General features: G+C 43.6%; 24 protein-coding genes. 13 read left to right on the top strand and 11 right to left on the bottom strand.

What is annotated here, in order from left to right:
- The first annotated feature begins 67 nt into the window (after nucleotides 1–67).
- From pal to queC, 3 genes are read left to right on the top strand one after another with little or no spacing between them, the layout of a single operon-like run.
- Nucleotides 68–544, top strand: coding sequence for a peptidoglycan-associated lipoprotein Pal (gene pal / locus AOC33_RS03980; RefSeq protein ID WP_425439811.1), 477 nt, complete (start codon nucleotides 68–70; stop codon nucleotides 542–544).
- Between the two features lie 32 nt (nucleotides 545–576).
- Complete coding sequence (ybgF, locus tag AOC33_RS03985) at nucleotides 577–1,320, top strand: tol-pal system protein YbgF (RefSeq protein ID WP_089515270.1); 744 nt, start codon at nucleotides 577–579, stop codon at nucleotides 1,318–1,320.
- Nucleotides 1,321–1,331: 11 nt separating this feature from the next.
- Nucleotides 1,332–2,060 (top strand): 7-cyano-7-deazaguanine synthase QueC, encoded by a 729-nt coding sequence (queC, locus tag AOC33_RS03990; protein WP_245835579.1) that lies wholly within the window; start codon nucleotides 1,332–1,334, stop codon nucleotides 2,058–2,060.
- Nucleotides 2,061–2,169: 109 nt separating this feature from the next.
- Here queC and adk read toward each other — a convergent pair whose 3' ends face one another.
- From adk to AOC33_RS04020, 6 genes are all read right to left on the bottom strand, one after another.
- Entirely contained in the window at nucleotides 2,170–2,835 is a 666-nt protein-coding gene (gene adk, locus AOC33_RS03995) for an adenylate kinase (RefSeq protein ID WP_089515271.1), read from the bottom strand.
- Between the two features lie 143 nt (nucleotides 2,836–2,978).
- Complete coding sequence (gene kdsB / locus AOC33_RS04000; RefSeq protein WP_089515272.1) at nucleotides 2,979–3,740, bottom strand: 3-deoxy-manno-octulosonate cytidylyltransferase; 762 nt, start codon at nucleotides 3,738–3,740, stop codon at nucleotides 2,979–2,981.
- Between the two features lie 21 nt (nucleotides 3,741–3,761).
- Nucleotides 3,762–3,935 (bottom strand): Trm112 family protein, encoded by a 174-nt coding sequence (locus tag AOC33_RS04005; protein WP_089515273.1) that lies wholly within the window; start codon nucleotides 3,933–3,935, stop codon nucleotides 3,762–3,764.
- 72 nt (nucleotides 3,936–4,007) lie between these two features.
- Nucleotides 4,008–5,135 (bottom strand): tetraacyldisaccharide 4'-kinase, encoded by a 1,128-nt coding sequence (gene lpxK, locus AOC33_RS04010; protein WP_089515596.1) that lies wholly within the window; start codon nucleotides 5,133–5,135, stop codon nucleotides 4,008–4,010.
- Nucleotides 5,136–5,145: 10 nt separating this feature from the next.
- Entirely contained in the window at nucleotides 5,146–5,607 is a 462-nt protein-coding gene (locus AOC33_RS04015) for an ExbD/TolR family protein (protein WP_089515274.1), read from the bottom strand.
- Nucleotides 5,608–5,617: 10 nt separating this feature from the next.
- Nucleotides 5,618–6,238 (bottom strand): MotA/TolQ/ExbB proton channel family protein, encoded by a 621-nt coding sequence (locus tag AOC33_RS04020; RefSeq protein WP_089515275.1) that lies wholly within the window; start codon nucleotides 6,236–6,238, stop codon nucleotides 5,618–5,620.
- 295 nt (nucleotides 6,239–6,533) lie between these two features.
- On the opposite strand from AOC33_RS04020, the gene xseA reads away from it, so the two are divergent.
- Both xseA and sodB read left to right on the top strand, forming a co-directional pair.
- Nucleotides 6,534–7,766: an exodeoxyribonuclease VII large subunit gene (gene xseA, locus AOC33_RS04025; RefSeq protein ID WP_089515276.1), complete on the top strand. Its 1,233-nt coding sequence runs from the start codon at nucleotides 6,534–6,536 to the stop codon at nucleotides 7,764–7,766.
- Between the two features lie 49 nt (nucleotides 7,767–7,815).
- The gene (gene sodB / locus AOC33_RS04030) at nucleotides 7,816–8,394 is read left to right on the top strand and encodes a superoxide dismutase [Fe] (protein WP_089515277.1); all 579 of its coding nucleotides are present in this window, start codon (nucleotides 7,816–7,818) and stop codon (nucleotides 8,392–8,394) included.
- 105 nt (nucleotides 8,395–8,499) lie between these two features.
- Here sodB and AOC33_RS04035 read toward each other — a convergent pair whose 3' ends face one another.
- Nucleotides 8,500–8,985 (bottom strand): YajQ family cyclic di-GMP-binding protein, encoded by a 486-nt coding sequence (locus AOC33_RS04035; RefSeq protein WP_089515278.1) that lies wholly within the window; start codon nucleotides 8,983–8,985, stop codon nucleotides 8,500–8,502.
- 49 nt (nucleotides 8,986–9,034) lie between these two features.
- Here AOC33_RS04035 and murB point away from each other — a divergent pair, with 49 nt between their 5' ends.
- On the top strand, nucleotides 9,035–10,057 hold the full coding sequence (gene murB / locus AOC33_RS04040; protein WP_089515279.1) for a UDP-N-acetylmuramate dehydrogenase: 1,023 nt from the start codon (nucleotides 9,035–9,037) through the stop codon (nucleotides 10,055–10,057).
- 63 nt (nucleotides 10,058–10,120) lie between these two features.
- Here the strand turns inward: murB and AOC33_RS04045 are convergent, their stop codons facing one another.
- Entirely contained in the window at nucleotides 10,121–11,011 is an 891-nt protein-coding gene (locus tag AOC33_RS04045) for an AEC family transporter (protein WP_089515280.1), read from the bottom strand.
- 26 nt (nucleotides 11,012–11,037) lie between these two features.
- On the opposite strand from AOC33_RS04045, the gene xerD reads away from it, so the two are divergent.
- Nucleotides 11,038–12,033 (top strand): site-specific tyrosine recombinase XerD, encoded by a 996-nt coding sequence (xerD, locus tag AOC33_RS04050; RefSeq protein ID WP_089515281.1) that lies wholly within the window; start codon nucleotides 11,038–11,040, stop codon nucleotides 12,031–12,033.
- Entirely contained in the window at nucleotides 12,030–12,641 is a 612-nt protein-coding gene (plsY, locus tag AOC33_RS04055; protein WP_245835580.1) for a glycerol-3-phosphate 1-O-acyltransferase PlsY, read from the top strand. The genes xerD and plsY overlap by 4 nt, the downstream gene beginning before the upstream one ends.
- An 87-nt stretch (nucleotides 12,642–12,728) precedes the next feature.
- On the opposite strand, the gene AOC33_RS04060 is transcribed toward plsY, so the two are convergent.
- Nucleotides 12,729–13,157, bottom strand: a complete 429-nt coding sequence (locus tag AOC33_RS04060; protein WP_089515282.1) for a universal stress protein — start codon at nucleotides 13,155–13,157, stop codon at nucleotides 12,729–12,731.
- Nucleotides 13,158–13,287: 130 nt separating this feature from the next.
- Nucleotides 13,288–13,698 carry a DUF2237 family protein gene (locus AOC33_RS04065; RefSeq protein ID WP_089515283.1) on the bottom strand — a complete coding sequence of 137 codons (411 nt, stop codon included), beginning with the start codon at nucleotides 13,696–13,698 and terminating at the stop codon, nucleotides 13,288–13,290.
- A gap of 116 nt (nucleotides 13,699–13,814) precedes the next feature.
- Between AOC33_RS04065 and AOC33_RS04070 the strand changes: the two genes are divergently transcribed.
- Together AOC33_RS04070 and AOC33_RS04080 are read left to right on the top strand one after the other, a co-directional pair.
- The gene (locus AOC33_RS04070; RefSeq protein WP_089515284.1) at nucleotides 13,815–14,255 is read left to right on the top strand and encodes a thiol-disulfide oxidoreductase DCC family protein; all 441 of its coding nucleotides are present in this window, start codon (nucleotides 13,815–13,817) and stop codon (nucleotides 14,253–14,255) included.
- A gap of 417 nt (nucleotides 14,256–14,672) precedes the next feature.
- Entirely contained in the window at nucleotides 14,673–15,500 is an 828-nt protein-coding gene (locus AOC33_RS04080; RefSeq protein ID WP_089515286.1) for a cation efflux transmembrane domain-containing protein, read from the top strand.
- Nucleotides 15,501–15,652: 152 nt separating this feature from the next.
- On the opposite strand, the gene AOC33_RS04085 is transcribed toward AOC33_RS04080, so the two are convergent.
- Complete coding sequence (locus AOC33_RS04085; RefSeq protein ID WP_089515287.1) at nucleotides 15,653–16,003, bottom strand: DUF3147 family protein; 351 nt, start codon at nucleotides 16,001–16,003, stop codon at nucleotides 15,653–15,655.
- A gap of 105 nt (nucleotides 16,004–16,108) precedes the next feature.
- Between AOC33_RS04085 and AOC33_RS04090 the strand changes: the two genes are divergently transcribed.
- The 3 genes from AOC33_RS04090 to AOC33_RS04100 are packed head-to-tail and all read left to right on the top strand — an operon-like array spanning nucleotide 16,109 to nucleotide 18,888.
- Nucleotides 16,109–16,453 carry a hypothetical protein gene (locus AOC33_RS04090; RefSeq protein WP_089515288.1) on the top strand — a complete coding sequence of 115 codons (345 nt, stop codon included), beginning with the start codon at nucleotides 16,109–16,111 and terminating at the stop codon, nucleotides 16,451–16,453.
- 56 nt (nucleotides 16,454–16,509) lie between these two features.
- The gene (locus AOC33_RS04095; RefSeq protein ID WP_089515289.1) at nucleotides 16,510–17,481 is read left to right on the top strand and encodes a TolC family protein; all 972 of its coding nucleotides are present in this window, start codon (nucleotides 16,510–16,512) and stop codon (nucleotides 17,479–17,481) included.
- A 3-nt stretch (nucleotides 17,482–17,484) separates the two neighbouring features.
- On the top strand, nucleotides 17,485–18,888 hold the full coding sequence (locus AOC33_RS04100) for a multicopper oxidase family protein (RefSeq protein WP_089515290.1): 1,404 nt from the start codon (nucleotides 17,485–17,487) through the stop codon (nucleotides 18,886–18,888).
- Nucleotides 18,889–18,895: the final 7 nt, after the last annotated feature.

An 18,895-nucleotide genomic window follows, 5' to 3' on the forward strand; every position in this document is an offset into this window, starting at 1 on the left:
AAACAAAATTTAAATACATAAAACAAAAAGACACACAGATTAATCAACATTTATTTTGGAGAAAATCATGAAACAATTTTCAATGGCTCGTCGTGCAACATTGTTGTTGTCAGTAGCTTTGTTAACAGCTTGCGCATCTGGCGTGAAGTTAGATGACGTTGATGGTAAGGGCGGCACAGATTACAGCTCACAACCATGGAACGATCCTAAGAGCCCATTATTCAAGCGCAGCGTTTATTTTGACTTTGATAGCTACGCTGTTAAAGCTGAATATCAAGCAACCTTGCAAGCGCACGCTAATTATTTGAAAGCCAACAAAGATCGCAAGATCAAAATTGAAGGTAATACTGATGAGCGCGGTACAACTGAGTACAACTTGGCTTTGGGTCAACGTCGTTCAGAGGCTGTGCGTAAATCATTGTCATTGCTAGGTGTGCCTGATTCACAGATGGAAGCGGTGAGCTTTGGTAAAGAAAAGCCAAAGGCACAGGGTAGCAATGAGGCAGCTTGGCAAGAAAATCGCCGTGCTGACATCGCTTATTAATCGATTTAAATTGATTTAAGAAAAGAATACTCATGCAGCAATCAAAGTGCTTTAGTTTTCTGCACAATTCAACAGCGGCTTTGGCCGCTGTTGTTTTTGTTAGCTTATCTTTTGTTTCTCCATCTAGCTTTGCTTTCTTAGAGGATGGTGAAGCGAGACGAGCAATTTTAGATTTAAGAACACAACTTTCGGCCAGTCAGAAAGCCCAGGTGGAGCTTCAGGGTCTTCTTGATGAGCTGAATCAAGAGACTGCTAAGTTACGTGGTCGTTCAGAGGTCTTGGAAAAGCAAGTTGAAGAGTTAACTGCGCAACAAAAAACTTTTTATCAAGATCTGAATGAGCGGATGCGAAAATTTGAGCCTCAAGAGATCGAGATTGAGGGTGTTCAGGGCAAAGTTCAGCCTGGTGAAAAAGAAGCCTATGACGCCGCTTTGAAGGCTTTTCAGGATGGTAATTTGAAGAAAGCTGATACAGGTTTTCAGGCTTTTGTTAAAAAATACCCAAACAGCCCCTATTGGCCATTGGCTCAATTCTGGTTGGGTAATTCTGAGTACGCACAAAAAGACTATAAGTCAGCGATTGCAACGCTCCAATCAATGGTGAAGCGCTATCCTTTGCATGGACGTGTGCCTGATGCATTGTTAACTTTGGCCAATAGTCAGATTGAGGCTGGTCAGAAACCTGCCGGCAAAAAGACCTTAGAAAACTTAATTGCCAAGCATCCAGATGCTGAGGCTGCTGATTTGGCGAAGCAGGCACTCAAGCGCTTGAAGTAATCGAAGATCGTATGCCCGTTAATTTTGAGATGATGCATGCCAGGAAGCCGAATGCTCCCGCCGTTGTTTTGTTATCAGGTGGATTGGATTCGGCAACGGTTTTAGCGATTGCAAAAAAACTTGGTTACGCTGTTCACGCCCTGTCATTTCGTTACGGTCAGAGACATTCTTCTGAGTTGGATGCTGCGACAAGAGTGGCAAAGTCTTTGGGCGCAGTTGAGCATCAAATCATCGATTTAGATCTGCGCCGCTTTGTGGGTGGTTCTGCTTTGACAGATGATGCCTACGATGTTCCAACCAGTCCGGGAGCCAACAATGAAATACCTATCACCTATGTTCCTGCGCGCAACACCATCATGCTCTCAGTGGCCTTGGGTTGGGCTGAAGCTTTGGGTGGTTTAGATATTTTCTTTGGCGCTAATGCGGTTGATTACTCTGGCTACCCAGATTGTCGCCCTGATTACGTGAAGTCTTTTGAAGCAACGGCCAATTTGGCCACCAAGGTGGGTGTTGAGTCTCATCAAGAGTCCACGCGCTTCAGAGTTCACGCCCCCATCATTCAGATGAGCAAGGCGCAAATCATTCAAGCGGGCATGTCATTGGGTGTGGATTTTTCGCAAACGGTGTCTTGTTATCAGGCGAATGCTGAGGGCTTGGCTTGCGGTCAATGTGAATCATGTCGCCTTCGCAAAGAAGGTTTTCAATCGGCGGGCATTCCGGACCCTACTCACTACTTGTGAAGATTGGGACAGTAGAGCGAAATATAGAAATAAAACAGAATGTAAAAAGTAAAAAGAAAAAGCCGGTCAAGCTAATGCTTCACCGGCTTTTTTATTAAGGCTTTTTAATTTACTTCAATGCAGCAAAAACGCTCGCTGTGATGGCATCGACTGAACCAGTACCTTCAATTTTGCGATAGGCAGGAGCTGAAACTTTGGCTGCCGGATCACCATTCTTAGACCAGCCAGAGTAGTACTCAACCAATGGTCGGGTTTGAGCGTCATAAACATCTAAACGCTTTTTAACAGTTTCTTCTTTGTCATCTTCGCGCTGAATCAAGTCTTCACCTGTTTCATCATCCTTGCCAGCCACTTTTGGCGGGTTGAATGTGACATGGTAAGTGCGGCCTGAAGCAACGTGCACGCGACGACCACTCATGCGATCAATGATGGCGCTAAAAGGCACGTCAATTTCAAGAACGTAATCAATTGGCACGCCCGCATCTTTCATCGCTTGAGCTTGAGGAATGGTGCGTGGGAAACCATCAAAGAGATAGCCTTTGGCACAATCGGCTTGAGTTAGGCGGTCTTTAACAAGACCAATGATGATTTCATCAGAAACCAAACCACCAGAATCCATGACTTTTTTAGCTTCAATGCCCAGCGGTGTACCTGCTTTGACGGCTGCACGGAGCATGTCACCAGTAGAAATTTGGGGAATGCCAAACTTCTCACATATAAATTTAGCCTGCGTGCCTTTTCCAGCGCCTGGTGCGCCCAATAGGATCAATCGCATGGTTAACTCCCTTTTATTATTGAATCAGGTAATGCAAAATTTAAAAAAGTATAAGAGTAGGCTGATTGTTTGACAGCTTGCTGACTCTTTCTAATATCTGGGAGATTTTCCCATTATTTGCCTTTGATGGCTAATTTTTAAGCCTAGGATTTACCCAGGGCATTAAAAACTTGGCGAACCCGCTCTAAATCCTCAGTTGTATCAACGCCGGGGGGCGGAGCCTCATCAGTTAGTAAAACTTGTATAGCGTGACCATGCCAGAGGGCTCTGAGCTGTTCTAAAGCTTCAGCTTCCTCAATGGGGGCTGGAGGAAGCTGAGAGAATTTCTTTAAAAAGCTGGCTCGATAAGCGTACATCCCAATATGCCGATAGCACTGCGCTTGGTGTTGCTCAGGATTGCGACTAAATGGAATGGCGGAGCGGGAAAAATAAAGTGCCTGATGAGACTGGTTCATGACCACTTTCACCACATTAGGATTGTTCACTTCGGCAAGATCATGAATCGCTAAGGCTGTGGTCGCAATCGATGCTTGAGGATGTTGCGAGAGTGTTTGTGCAACATCAGTGATCAAGTCAGGGGGTATTAATGGTTCATCACCTTGCACGTTGACAATGATTTCATCATCTTGCAAATTGAGTTTGCTGACCACTTCGCTCAAGCGATCAGTGCCTGTTGGATGATCTTTGCTGGTGAGCATCACATCCAAGCCATGTGCTTTACAGGCATCAAAAATACTTTGATCGTCCACCGCAATCACCACGCGTGAGGCCCCAGACATCAGTGCGCGCTCTGCTACTCTGACCACCATGGGCTTGCCAGCAATGTCAGCCAATGGTTTGTTGGGTAAGCGAGTCGAGGCTAAACGCGCCGGAATCACAACCAAGAATGGGGTGTTGGGCTTCATTGAGTTTTTGCTTATTTGGTTTTATTTAGAAGCATTCAGTTCGCGCGCTTCATTCACCAGCATGACCGGGATGTCGTCGCGAATTGGGAAGGCCAGTTGATCTGCTTTGCAAATCAATTCATTGGTCTGGCCATCGTGATGTAAAGGAGATTTGCAAATTGGGCAGACCAAAATATCAAGTAAACGTTTATCCATGATGTGTCAGCTAAAGAGTTACTGGATCAGCTTAGTAAGCGGTGAATGAATCTAATGCTTTAAGTGTTTGTGTCAAGGTTGAGGTCTTTTTAATATCTCAACCATTTGTGAAACAAAGTCTTTTGGCAAATCCACCGTGATAGGCAAAACCCAGATACGCTCATCATCCTTATAGTCGTTGAATTGTTTGCATTTTACGGCATCCTTCTCGGTGATGAGTATCACTTTTGCAGTATTTTCTTTGAATGGATTGGTGGCAAAGTCAAAATGATCTGGAAGCGCCATTTCTTGAAACTTCAAACCGGTTGATCTTAATAAATCAAAGAATTTCTTGGGATTGCCCAAGCCTGCAGCAGCCAATAATTGTTTCTCAGAATCTTCGTTTGGATCGAGCAGTTGAGTGATTGCATTCAGGGCCATCCGACGACTGGGTGTTGCGAGTTGATACAGATGATCAATCTTAACGGGCAGTGAAAAATTAGGCGCATCCTGAAAGTAGGGTGGCAAAGCTTTGATTGTTGTGGCTTCAGTACCAACAATATTCAAAGTGAAGTCACGCGCACGATCAGGTTTTTCTCGAAGTGGTCCGGCAGGCATTAACCATTGGTTACCTTCTTCTCTGGCATCACGAACGACCAGTTCAATGTCTCTGCCACCTTCTCGAGCAGGCCAACGTTTGAGTGTGTAATGCTGAAGGCCGTCATCGCTGATGATCACATTCACATCGGGATGTTTGATCATCAATGCTTTCGCAGCTGTCACGCGATGGCTGTGAACCATCACTGGAGTTTTTTGATCGGCTAATTCTTGGGCCATATAGCAAGGCTCATCACCGTGTTCGATTGGTGAAGATTCTGGAGTGACTTCTTGTGGGTCTGACTGAGCATTTGATGAATTGCTTTGATAGCCACGAGAAATGATGCCTGGCTTAAAACCATGCAGATGCAAAGCTTTGGCAATGGCTAAAACGGTCGGTGTTTTTCCAGTACCGCCAACGCGAATGTTTCCAACGATCACCAGGGGCACAGAGATTGACTCGCTTCTTAGTATGCCCATGGCATACAGAGCTTTTCTGAGACCTGTGAGCCAAGAAAAAATAAGAGAAGCAGGCCACAGTAAAAGCGCTTTTAAGCCTCTTTTTTCCCAAAAGGCTGGTGCTTGTAGATGCTGTGTGTTTTGAGTAATTTTTTGTTGGCTCATGTTGCCAATGCTACTTTGACTTTGATTGAGTGGCAAAGACGATGTTCGGTAAATTGGCATTGCGTGCAGCTTCCATCACTTGCATCACGGCTTGATGAGGTGCCTTGCCATCGGCGGCAATGATCACCACTGGGCCATTGTCGCCACCAGTGTTTTTTGCTGATTGACTCAAGCTTTGTGTCAGTTGTTCAATTGCTACGCGTTTACCGTCAACGGCCACTCGACCATCTGAAGAAATTGCGACAGAGATATCTTTTGGTTTACTTTTTGATGCTGCACCTTCAGCAGCTGGCAAGGTGATGGACAGTTCTTGATAGCGTGTGAAGGTTGTGGAAATCATCAAGAAAATCAAAATCACCAACAGAACATCGATGAAGGCAATTAAGTTAATTTCTGGAGCTTGCTGCTGACTGCTGGAGGCGCTTGATTTCTCTGAGGAGAAAAAGCTGCGATTATTTTGGCGAAAAAGCATGGCGGCTCAATTAATTGCTGTTCAAGTGAGCGAGTAATTTTTTTGCTGCCACATCACACTCACGCTGGCGCTTTTCAGCCATTGCTTTGAGACCTCTCCAACCTGCATACGCAGGAATGGCAATTAACAAGCCAAAGGCGGTGTTATACAAAGCAATTGAAATACCGTTAGCCAATTGTTGAGGATTGGCACCAACACCTTGTTGGCTGCCAAAAATTTCAATCATGCCAACAACTGTTCCAAATAAACCTAAAAGAGGCGCAATGGTTGCAATCGTTGCCAAGGCACCTAGATAGCGTTCCAACAAAACAGTGATTGACTCGGCGGCATCTTGCATTGCTGCAATGATTTTTTCTTCTGAACCACCGTTTGCTTTTTCTACCAAGGCTGCTGCCAAAATCTGCCCAAGGGGAGCGGCATCTGCCAATGCTTTTGTTGCATCCTGACCGGTTTTAGGCTGTTTTAGAGCTCCAGAACTGGCTAATTGGATGGCACCTTCCAATAACTGGGGTGGTGTGATCCGCTTGGCCTGTAAAAACCAGATTCTTTCTAAAAGAATCGCCAAGGCGAGGATGGATGTGATTAATAAGGGCCAAACTGGCCAGCCGGCGGCAATAAGAATTGTGTACATACCCTATACTTTAAACGATGGAGTTGTGTGTGGCTCAAAGGTCTGTGGGAAAAAGCATCAAGCTTGTGGATAACTATGTGAAAAACTTTCTTTAAGATGCGTGCTAAGCCCTTGATTCTTGGTTGTAAGCTCAAATTTTCAAAAATTATAAATTGAATATTTATATTAAAATCAATAACTTGCATGATGGTGATTGATTCTGATCGGAGTTTAAGCAAAACACCCCAGTTTTTAATTGGCCCTGTGGATAGTTATTAACCGCGAAGCCATGTAGTTACTTATTTGACTTGGACAAATGACGGAAATATCAAAAGAAATTATCGGTGTTGGAGATCTAAACCGCGCTATTGCCAGTGTTTTGGAAGAGGGCATTGGTAACGTCTGGGTTCGAGGGGAGGTTTCTAACTTCAAGGCTTATGACAGCGGGCATTGGTATTTCTCATTGAAGGATGCCGAGGGTCAAATTCGCTGCGTGATGTTCCGCGGTAGGAATAGCCAAGTAGGCTTTTTGCCAAAAGAGGGCGATTTGGTTGAAGTGGCCGCTAACATTTCTATGTATGTTCCACGCGGGGACATTCAGTTAAACGTTGGCATGATGCGCAGGGCCGGTCAGGGCGGTTTGTATGAGGCTTTCTTGAAGCTCAAAGAGAAGTTGAGTAAAGAGGGTCTGTTTGATGAGGATGCCAAGCGTTCACTGCCCAAGCACCCTAGACGCATTGCAGTGATCACATCACCGCAAGCAGCCGCCTTGAAAGATGTTCTCAGTACCTTGGCCAGGAGAGCCCCTCATATACCCGTCACAATCTTTCCAAGTTTGGTCCAAGGGGTTGATGCACCCCCAGCCCTGATCAAAGCCTTGGAGGCTGCTTATGCGGTCGCTAAAGCGGATGAAATTGATGTCATTCTTTTGGTCAGAGGTGGTGGCAGTATTGAAGATTTATGGGCCTTCAATGATGAGGGCTTGGCCCGAGTGATTGCCCAATCGCCTGTTCCTTTGGTTTCTGGGGTCGGGCATGAGACAGATTTCACCATCGCAGATTTTGTGGCTGATTTACGTGCCCCGACACCAACTGGTGCGGCAGAGTTAGTCACCCCTGATCGACAAGCATTGTTGCAAGACTTGAGTTCGCTTGGTCAAAAAATGTCGACGCGGGTCAGTCAAAGAATTGAAAAGGAAGCACAACGTTTAGATCAACTGTCATTGAGACTTTCTCATGCCTTGCCCAATGCTGATCGCATGAAAGAAAAGATTGAGCAATTAACGATGCGCTTGGATCAATCCTGGCAGGTGAGGATCAATGCTTATTCAGAAAAACACCGCAGTTGGGCTAGTCATCTTGAGCTTTTGAGCCCTCAAAGAACCTTGGACAGAGGGTATGCCGTTCTTTTGAATCAGAAGGGCCAAGCTTTGCGGGATCCAAACAGCATTAATCAAGGTGATCAAGTGGACGTTCATTTGGCCTTGGGCAGTGCTCAGATTGAAATATCAAAAGTGAGCCTTTCGGCAAAGATAATTTCAAAAGAATAGAATAGCGTTTTAGTTCAGTCACACCACTCAAGAATCAATAGGAGATTTTATGGAACACACATTGCCGCAGTTACCTTATGCACTAGATGCATTGGCACCACACATTTCTAAAGAAACTTTGGAATTCCATTACGGTAAGCATCATCAAACCTATGCTACCAACTTGAATAACTTGATCAAGGGCACAGAATTTGAATCAATGAGCTTAGAAGATATCGTGAAAAAATCTTCAGGTGGCGTGTTCAATAATTCTGCTCAGGTTTGGAACCACACTTTTTACTGGATGGGTTTGAAGCCAAACGGTGGCGGTGCACCAACAGGTGCATTGGCTGATGCCATCAATGCAAAGTTTGGTTCTTTTGACAAATTCAAAGAAGAGTTCACAAAGTGTGCTGTTGGTACATTTGGTTCAGGTTGGGCTTGGTTGGTGAAGAAGTCAGACGGTACTCTTGATTTGGTTTCAACCAGCAACGCTGCAACACCTTTGACAACAGATGCCAAGCCTTTGTTGACATGTGATGTTTGGGAGCACGCTTACTACGTTGACTACCGCAATGCCCGTCCAAAATACGTTGAGGCATTCTGGAACTTGGTTAACTGGGACTTCGTAGCAAAGAACTTTGCTTAAGGTTTAAGTCTTTAGTTCCGAACTCTTAATTCGAGTTAGCTTCAAACAAAAAACCTCTTGGTTGAATAGACCAAGAGGTTTTTTTATTTCTGATTTTTTTCTAAATTAGTCTCTGAAGTTGTTAAAGTTCAGCGGAGCTTCCTCTACATCCTTGCGAAGCATCGCCATGGTTGTTTGAAGATCATCTCTCTTAGCGCCTGTGACGCGCACAGCATCACCTTGAATGCTTGCTTGCACTTTGATCTTGCTGTCTTTGATGATGCGAACAATCTTCTTAGCAAGTTCAGTGCTGATGCCTTTTTGGATTTCAACAATTTGTTTGAGCTTATCGCCTGAAATCTTTTCAAGCTTGCCGTCTTTTAGAAAGCGCACATCCACATTGCGCTTGGCTAATTTGGCCAACAGTACATCACGCACTTGTCGTAACTTAAAGTCATCATCACCAAATAGAGTGAGTTCTTCACCTTTGTGCTCAATTCTGGCATCAGAGCCTTTGAAGTCAAAACGCGTAGAAATTTCTTTATTGGCTTGTTCCAGAGCATTTTTTACTTCAATCATGTCTGGTTCACATACAACGTCAAATGAGGGCATGGGTCACCTAAAAATCAATTGAAAAGTTAATCACAGTTAAGATTGTGGCATGAAGATTGAATTAAATGCCACATTACGCGAACACAACACCTTTGGTTTTGATGTGTCTGCCCAATATTTGGTTCATTTGACCGAAGTTGTGGATGTGCCTGAATTGATTCAAAAAGCCCAAAAAGACAATGTCCCTTGGCAAATCTTTGGGGGCGGCAGTAATTTGGTGCTCGCCAAAGACTTGGCTGGCTATACCGGTTTGATGGAAATCAAAGGGCGCCAACTGTTAAAAGAATCTGCCACGCATTTTTATATTGAAGCGATGGCTGGTGAATCGTGGCATGAGCTGGTGCGTTGGTCTTTGGAAAATAACTACGACGGGCTTGAGAATTTAGCCCTGATTCCAGGGACGGTGGGCGCAGCACCTATTCAAAATATTGGCGCTTATGGTTTGGAGTTGGCTCAAGTGTTTGACAGTCTTTGCGCTTTTGATACTTTGAGCAATAAGTTCATCAAGCTATCTAAAGAGCAATGTGATTTTTCATACAGAAACAGTGTTTTTAAAAAGCAGCCAGGACGTTATGTGGTTGTTTCAGTTTGTTTTGCGCTCTCCAAAGAATGGAAAGCCAATCTTTCTTATGCGGAGTTGAATAAGGCTTTTCAAGGGCAAGAAAAAGTTTCAGCCAAAGACATCTTTGAAAAAGTTTGCTCGATTCGTCAAGCGAAGTTGCCAGATCCTCAAGTGATTGGTAACGCAGGTAGTTTTTTTCATAACCCGGTTGTGGGTTATCAGCAGCATCTTGAATTGAAGAAGCAATTCCCATTGTTGGTGAGCTATCCAACTGATGCAAGTAATCTTGAAGGCGACTGGAAGTTAGCTGCAGGTTGGCTGATTGATCAGTGTGGCTTCAAAGGTCAGCGTCAGGGCCACGTGGGTGTTTATGAAAAACAAGCTTTGGTCTTGGTCAATCATGGCGCTGGCACAGGTCTTGAATTGCTCGGCTTGGCTGATGCAATCAAACAAAAAGTCAAAGAAACATTTGGTGTTTCTTTAACGATTGAGCCGATCATTTATCAATGATCTAAGATCTTATTACTAAGTGCTAGATTAAGAAATCTATTAATCAGAAAAAGCTTTTGATGATTAAAGCAGTAGTAGCCACAGCGGTAGGGTGACTGCAGCGGCAATCGTCATGATTGAAATGCACACAGCCACCAAAGCTCCATCACCACCCATGCGATTGGCTAAAACATAAGCTGTTGTGGCAGTTGGCATAGCGGCAAACAGCACCACACTATTGAACTGCGCTTGAGATAGGCCCATGTAGCGACCCAAAATAAGTGCCACAGCTGGCATGGCCAATAATTTAATCGCACTCCAATAGGCAATCAGAGCGCCATCTTTTTTACTCTGGATCCACATCAAGCCAGATCCAACCGTGAGTAGTCCTAAGCCAATCGATGCGGCCCCTAAGCGTGACATGCCAAGAGCGATGGGTTCAGGTAGTTTTAAGCCGAGAACGTTACTGATCAATCCTAAGGTGGTTGCGATAATCAAGGGATTTTTTAAAAGTTCTTTGAAAATATGGGATTCAGAATTTTTCGCCAAGGCCCAAACGGCAAAACCATTTGCCACTGGAACAAAACATCCAGTGGTGATCGCCATCAATGCCACACCTTCCTCACCCGCTAAGCGACCAGCGGCAGCAAAGGCGATGTAAGAGTTAAAACGAAACGCTGTTTGAAAACCTGATGACCAACTCACAGAAGATGGTTTGAAAATCCATTTGGCGGCAAAGCTAAGGCCCATGGCGCTGAAGAAAGCCACAGCAGCAACCAACAACATATTGCTGGTGCCACCCCAATCAAAATAGGTTTGATTGATGGAGTGGAACAAAAGGGCGGGGAAGAGCACGTAATAAACGAGCTTTTCAACACTCTCCCAGACTGTTTTGTCTAAAACTGTGTAGCGCACCAGCAAGAAACCCAGCAAAATGAGCATGAAGTCTGGGAGCAGTAAAAATGCAGGATTCACAGTGTCTCTTTTAGAATAAAAGCTCAATGGTAGTCAAAAAAACAACTTCTGGCAGAAAAACTGATATTGGAGAGCAATATCAGGAGGACGCTCCTTTGAGTAAAGTCTTGATCAGAAGCATGGAGGCTGTTGATATCTTCTGTGATGCTTGTTGGCTTGAAGATGGCTTATCTAAAAATACATTGAGCGCTTACCGACAAGATTTGAATATTTTTTCCAAGTGGTTGGATGCTGATCGCCAAAAGTTTATTTACGATGCCAATGCTGCTGATGTGATGGCCTACATCGCACATAGGCGATCAGACAAAGCAACCACCGCTAATCGTCGTTTGACTGTCTTAAGACGTTTTTATCGTTTGGGTATTCGTAAAAATTTAATCAAGGCGGATCCCTGTCTTAATTTAAGAGCAGCAAAACAAGCGCCACGTTTTCCGAAAACACTCAGTGAGTCTCAGGTGGAATCTTTACTGGCCGCACCTGATTTAAATACAGCCCTGGGGGTTCGTGACAGAACCATGCTCGAGTTGATGTATGCCAGTGGTTTGCGTGTTTCAGAAATCGTTTCTTTGAAAACCATTGAAGTTGGTTTGAATGAAGGTGTCGTGCGCGTGGTCAGCGGCAAAGGCGGCAAGGAAAGGTTAGTGCCTTTTGGCATGGAAGCTGCCACATGGTTAAAGAGTTACCTTGATGAATCAAGACCTCAGCTTCTCAGCGCATCCAAACAAAACTCTTCAAGTCAGTATTTGTTTCTGGCACGTCATACGGGCGATGGCATGACTCGCCAAGCTTTTTGGCACATCATCAAGCGCTATGCCACGATTGCTAATATCAATGTGCCCTTGTCACCCCACACGCTGCGCCATGCCTTTGCCACTCATTTATTGAATCATGGCGCTGATTTGAGGGTGGTGCAATTATTATTAGGTCATGCAGATATTTCAACGACACAGATATACACTCACGTGGCACGTGAACGTTTAAAAAGTATTCATCAACAGCATCATCCAAGGGCAAGCATATGAACCAATTCATGTTCAGTGGTTTAGTGATTTTAATGGCGTATTTGATTGGTTCTATTTCTTTTGCAGTGGTCGTTAGCAAGCTCATGGGTTTGCCTGATCCGCACAGTTATGGCTCAGGTAATCCGGGAGCCACCAATGTATTGAGAACAGGTAGCAAGGCTGCTGCCGTTCTAACTCTTTTGGGGGATGCTGCCAAAGGATATCTTGCAGTAATTCTTGCAAGAGCTTTGGTGGGTGTGGATATTGATTCTTGGGTGTTGCCAGCGGTCGCCGTGGCAGCATTTATAGGCCATCTATTTCCAGTGTTTCATGGATTCAAAGGTGGCAAGGGTGTTGCCACAGCCTTGGGTATTCTTCTGGCCATTAATTGGGTATTGGGACTCACAACTCTATCAACTTGGTTGATCGTGGCAGTTTTCTTAAGATACTCATCTTTGGCAGCTTTGATCTCTGCTTTGTTTGCTCCAGTTTATTTTGTTTTCTTATTTGGCATTCAGCCAATGGCCATGGCTATTTTGTTGATGAGTGCTTTATTGATTTGGCGTCATCGCTCAAACATTAAAAATTTACTGAATGGCACTGAGGGTCGTTTGGGTAAGAAGAAGTAGTAACAATTAACAATGCATTAAAAAAGCCACTTAGTTGACTAAGTGGCTTTTTGTTAACTAGCTTTGGTTCAGCTGTTTTGATTTTAATTATTTAATGATCAAAACTGGTTGCTTAGATTGAGCCAATACTTGTGATGTCACTGAGCCCATCACAAGACTCATCAAAGAGCTGCGACCATGAGAGCCCATCACGATCATTTCTGCTTTGGCTGTTTTGGTTTCAGCGAGGATAGTGTCAGCAACGTGACCAATTTTTTGAACTAATTTGTAAGGCACTTTTGCCTTGTCTAATTTAGCGGTGGCTGCTTTGATCGCAGCTTTGCTCTGATCGGCGTACCAGTCAGCGATTGATTTTTTAGAAATATATTGCGTAACTTCAGGTGGAATGACATTTGGTTCAACATGCAAAACGATCAAGCCAGATCCTTTGCCTGAAAACATTGATGCATTTTGAATCAAATAATCAATTGCTTTGATGCTGTGTTTTGAGCCGTCAATCGATACAAGAACTTTCATTGAATCTCCTTTAGTTATTTTATTAACATTTCTAATATTTAATATTAAGCCATATTTATTCAATCTAATCAAAAGATTTGATTTTGATTTGACTGATTCTTTTGGAAGCTTCTTGTGGTGAAAAACTTGATTAAATCAGTGCATCTTTGGCTGCATATTGCTTGAGAGTTTCAAGGTCAACGAATTCAAGGGCATTGATGTGCGTGCTTTCTAGTTGTATCAGCGGTGCACAGTTGGCTTCAAGAGCTTCTCTCCATCGATTCAAACACAAGCACCATTGATCACCAGCCACGAGGCCTGGAAATGCCCATTCTGGTCGAGGGGTGATCAAGTCATTGCCTCTTTGAAGGCTGAATTGCAAAAACTCATTTGAAACAACCGCGCAAACCAAATGACTGCCTTTATCTTGAGCATCTGTTTTGCAGCAGCCATCCCTAAAAAATCCTGTGAGTGGATCAAATGAGCAGGGAACGATGGGTTCACCAAACACATTGAGGGTGACCTCTTGGGATGCGTGATTATGAGCTTGCTTTAGTGTCATGAAATTCAATCAATGTATTAACAATGACACCAGTGTATTGGTTTTCTTTTGTTTGTGTGATTGCTCACTAAAGTCCCTAAAAGCAAAACCACTTAATAAAGATTACACTGATTGATATGAGCTCATCATCCCACTCATCGACCAATTCACCCATTGATTCACTGAAGCCATTCACGCTTTTTTATGATGGTGTTTGCCCTTTGTGTTTGGCAGAAATCACTTTTCTAAAGTCGCGCAATCAAGCTGGTTTGTTGAGTTTTGTGGATATCAATTCTGCAAACTATGATCCCCAAACGGTGGGTGTGTCTTGCAAAGAAGCTTTGGCCAAGATGTATGGCCAAGTAGAAGGAGAAGCGCCGATCAATGGCGTGGCTGTTTTTGGTGAAGCATATCGAAGGGCTGATTTGAAAATATTGGCTTGGATTTTTACAAGATCTTGGATGATGCCCATCCTAAAGCCTAGCTACTGGTTCTTTGCTAAGTATCGGCATGGCATTTCTTCTTTATTGGGTCCATGCCTTTTGAGATTCGTTAAAAAACGCTATCCTTCTGCCTAGTATCAGTAATGAAAAAGCCCCATCAAAATGATGAGGCTTTTTGTATTCTGGTGGGTCGGGCGAGATTCGAACTCGCGACCAACGGATTAAAAGAGCATTTTTAACGCCGACAAACCCAATTTAACACAGTTATATACATCTCACAGCTTCCGCCAAGTCAATAGGTATTAAAAGGGCTAGAGGTGATCTCTGGCCCTTTTTACCAAAATCGTTACCAAAACTTCTGGGCGAATGGCTTTTGGACTCCTGGCGCGACAAAAAAGCTGCCAGGATTGAAAATCCTTGTGTCGGTGGTTCGATTCCGCCCCGGGCCACCAAGATTCTATAAACCACCTTCGGGTGGTTTTTTCATTTGTGCTGTTTTGCTGGTAAATTGTTTTAAGCGACAAGCCCACTTTCAGTTACATTTGTAAATACATGGAAACCCATCAAAAATCTTCTGTAACTAAAACCATATTCATCGTGCCTGCTATGGATTGTCCATCGGAAGAGCAGATGATTCGTATGGCATTGGGTTCTTTGGCGATACACGCCATGGATTTTGATATTCCCAATCGCAAATTAATCATTTGTCATAGCGAAGAGCCTAATGTAGTTCTCGATAAATTAGTTCCCTTGGGTTTTGGGGCAAAGATTGAAAGCAGCCAAGCGTTAGAAGACTTTGAAATTAAGCTAGCTCAATTAGATGCCGCCAAAGATGCTCAAGAGCGAAAAGTCCTAATTTGGCTCTTAGCATTAAACGGATTAATGTTCTTCGTTGAGATCATTGTGGGCTGGATTGCTCAATCAGCAGGACTTATCGCTGATGCTTTAGATATGTTTGCTGATGCCGCAGTCTATATGGTAGCTTTATATGCCGTTGGTAAAGCCGCACAGCACAAGCTCAAAGCCGCTAAGTTGGCTGGTGTTGTTGAATTACTTTTGGCCACTCTTGCTTTTTGGCGTACAGGTTATCAAATTTACATTGGGGCAATGCCTCAGGCAAATGCCATGATTTGGATTTCGTTACTTGCTTTGGCGGTTAATGTCACCTGTCTATATCTAATATCTAAACGCAAAAATGATGGCGTTCATATGCGGGCAAGCTATATCTTCTCCGCTAATGATGTTCTAGCTAATTTAGGTGTAATTATTGCTGGCGTATTAGTAGCTTGGCTTAACAGTCCGATTCCCGATTGGATTATTGGTTTAGCTATTGGTTTCCTAGTATTAAGTGGGGCAATTCGGATACTAAGGTTGAAATAGAGCAAGACATCCTCGGCCCTGGTCGATTCCGCCCCGGGCCACCAAGAATTCAAACAGTCGCCTTTCGGCGGCTGTTTTTGTTTTCACTCTTCATTCACGGCATTAGAGGCTTTCGGACTTTGCCTACCGCTGTCGTTTTAAACGACAAAACATTACAACAATTGAACTCCGAAGTTTTTCATGAATTGGGCAAACAGTCCAAAGCAGATAACTGTTGCCACTACGCAAGAACTCATGGTCATCCAAAAGCCTAACTTTGGAAGCAAGTGTGGAAATAGTAAAAACATTGGTAGGGTGGAAATCACATACCAGAAGGTGTAATAAGCGTGATTAGCTATCTTTTCTTCTGGCTGATTTTCAATGTAGAGCCAAGTCAGCGTGAGTAATGTTATCAAAGGAAGTGCGGCAATAAACCCGCCCAACTTATCACTGCGTTTGGCAACCTCAGAGATGAGCACAACCATTCCTGCTGTTAGTAAGTATTTGGTGATGATCCAAGCCATAATGGCCCCTTAATGATTTAGAGTAAATAATGGCGAAAATTAATATTTAATAAGCAATATGTATTGCCTAAGCATTAAGTTAAAAATGGTGCTACAGTGATAAATATGTTGAGAAAGATATTTTTAATTTTGATGGTATCGCTTTTGCCAGTCCAGGCATGGGCGGGATTAGACATGTCATTTAAACATCAAACTAATATGACTGGTGTGGCGGCACAAGAAATTTCTCATAATTGCCATCAAGCCTCAGCTTCAAATGAGGAGGGTGTCAAACTAAGCGCTCAGTCCGAGGGTAATGGTTGTAACTCCTGCGCACTTTGTGTTGGATTTGGCTTCATCCCCACTCATTCCAGCTTCAATCAAATCACATTTACTGCGTTTTTTAATTCCGGTAAGACTAGTTTTGCTAGTCGTGATGTCTCCGCTCTAATCAAACCACCCATCCTTTAACTCTTCTAGCATAAGTCCGCCCAAAATTTGGGCTTGATTCTTATTGGAGAGTTAAATTGAAAAAAATTGTTATTGCTGTACTGAGTCTTGCTATATCTCAGGCATTTGCTAATCCATCTTCATGGATTGAGCAAAACAAACTTGTTGGTGAGATAGGAGGTTGGAGGGTTTACTCAAAGGATCAGGTCTCACGCGAGAGCCCTGCCAATCAAAATGTATTTACTTTGAACCAGGCAATTGAGAGAGCATTAAATCAACAGCTTGATTGGACTAATTATCTTCGTGGCTCCGAGTCAACATCTGACTACTATCTCTTAACGCCTGCGCAACGCTCAGCGTTACAAAAGCGTTCGTCAATTATTTACGAGACGACCAAGTCATATTATGAGCTGGTAGCGCTCAAAGAAAAGCTGATACATATGGAAGATGTTCTTGATGCTGTAGAGGCGGCGTCTGAGCTCAGTGCTCGTATGTACAAGGTTGGGAATATTAATGAGCTGGCGCTTTTAAAGCAGAACAAGGCTTTATACAAAAAAAGGCTTGAATACAAAGCATTACAGGGCAAATATCTAGAAGCAAAGGAGCGTTTAATTCAGCGCATGAACTTTGATAGTCGCGATGTCAGAGTGGATGTTGATGCTCGCTTACCAGAACCGCCCAAAGAGCAAAGAAAGTTAAGCGCTAAAGAGTTAAAAGCCATTGGACTAGGGGACATCAATAATCCAGAGTCAGTAAAAACTCGCTCAACAGCGCGCCTCTCTTACGAAGGCTATTTAGAAAAATATCAGGGCGTTAAATCATATAAAGAAGAAATCTTACCAACTCAGAAGAAAATTTCTGAAGAGAATTTACTGAGATACAACGGCATGCTCATTGATGTGTTTCATTTGCTAGAAGATGTAGAAACTCAAAGTAAAACTGTGATGGACTATATCGATGTGAATACAGCTTTTTTAATTCAGTCTGCTCGATTAGACAAAGATCTAATGGATGTCCAGATGGATTTCTCAAATATTAATGTGAGGTAATCAATGAACACACGTAGAAAATTTTTAACTGGGGCGGCAGTGACAATGGCTGCGGCTGGTGTAAGTCGTCATGCTTTAGCGGGTTTGCCTGAGCCAGTAATCCAAAATAGCCCAAATACACAGAAACCATTGATACCTAATAGTGGCCGAGACTACAACCCAGTTGTGACTTTAAATGGATGGACCTTGCCATGGAGAATGAAGAATGGCGTTAAAGAATTCCATCTTGTTGCTGAGCCTGTAGTGCGAGAAATGGCGCCAGGGTTTAAAGCACATTTATGGGGATATAACGGACAGTCGCCTGGCCCAACAATTGAGGTTGTTGAAGGCGATAAGGTAAGAATATTTGTTACTAATAAGCTACCAGAGCACACATCAGTTCATTGGCACGGCCAGCGTTTGCCAAATGGCATGGATGGTGTAGCTGGTTTAAATCAGCCAGCCATTCCATCAGGCAAAACTTTCGTTTATGAATTTACCGCTCGGCGTCCTGGGACGTTTATGTACCACCCGCATGCCGATGAGATGACTCAAATGGCGATGGGCATGATGGGTTTTTGGGTAACGCATCCAAAAGTCAAGAATCCCGACATTGATGAAGTTAATCGTGATTTTTGTTTTCTGTTAAGCGCTTACGATATCGATCCAGGAAGCTTCACCCCAAAACCAGCAACCATGCTCGACTTTAATATCTGGTCATGGAATAGCAGAGTCTTTCCTGGAATAGATACATTGAATGTTCGATTAAATGACAAGGTTCGGATTCGTGTTGGTAATTTGACAATGACAAACCATCCAATACATCTTCATGGCCATGAATTTCAAATTACGGGCACAGATGGTGGGCCGACTCCAAAAGCAAGTCGTTGGTATGAAGTTACGGCTGATGTTGCTGTAGGGCAGATGCGCCAAATTGAATTCTTAGCAGATGAAGAGGGAGATTGGGCATTTCATTGCCATAAAAGCCATCACACTATGAATGCGATGGGTCACGATATGGCAAATTTAATTGGGGTTGATCACCGCGGATTAGCTGGAAAGATAAAAAAAATTATTCCAGACTACATGGCTATGGGTGAGCGAGGTATGGCTGACATGACTGAGATGGAGATGCCATTACCTGTTAATACCATTCCAATGATGACGGGTGATGGCCCTTATGGCTCGCTTGAAATGGGTGGCATGTTTACTGTATTAAAGGTTCGGAAAGATCAAGCGCCTAACGACTATAAAAATTCTGGTTGGTTTAAACAGCCAGCAGGCACTAGGGCGTATGAGTGGAAGGGCGCCATGCCCGCAGCCAAGCGCAGTAATAATGCTGGCGAATCAGCGATGAATCGCGTTCAACCCAAACCCGAGGTAGAAGTACAGGTTAAAAAGCCAGGTACTAATAATCACAAACACTAGGAGCAAA

Origin of the sequence: Polynucleobacter cosmopolitanus, from assembly GCF_002224225.1 — a bacterium.
GTDB classification, from domain to species: Bacteria; Pseudomonadota; Gammaproteobacteria; order Burkholderiales; family Burkholderiaceae; genus Polynucleobacter; species Polynucleobacter cosmopolitanus.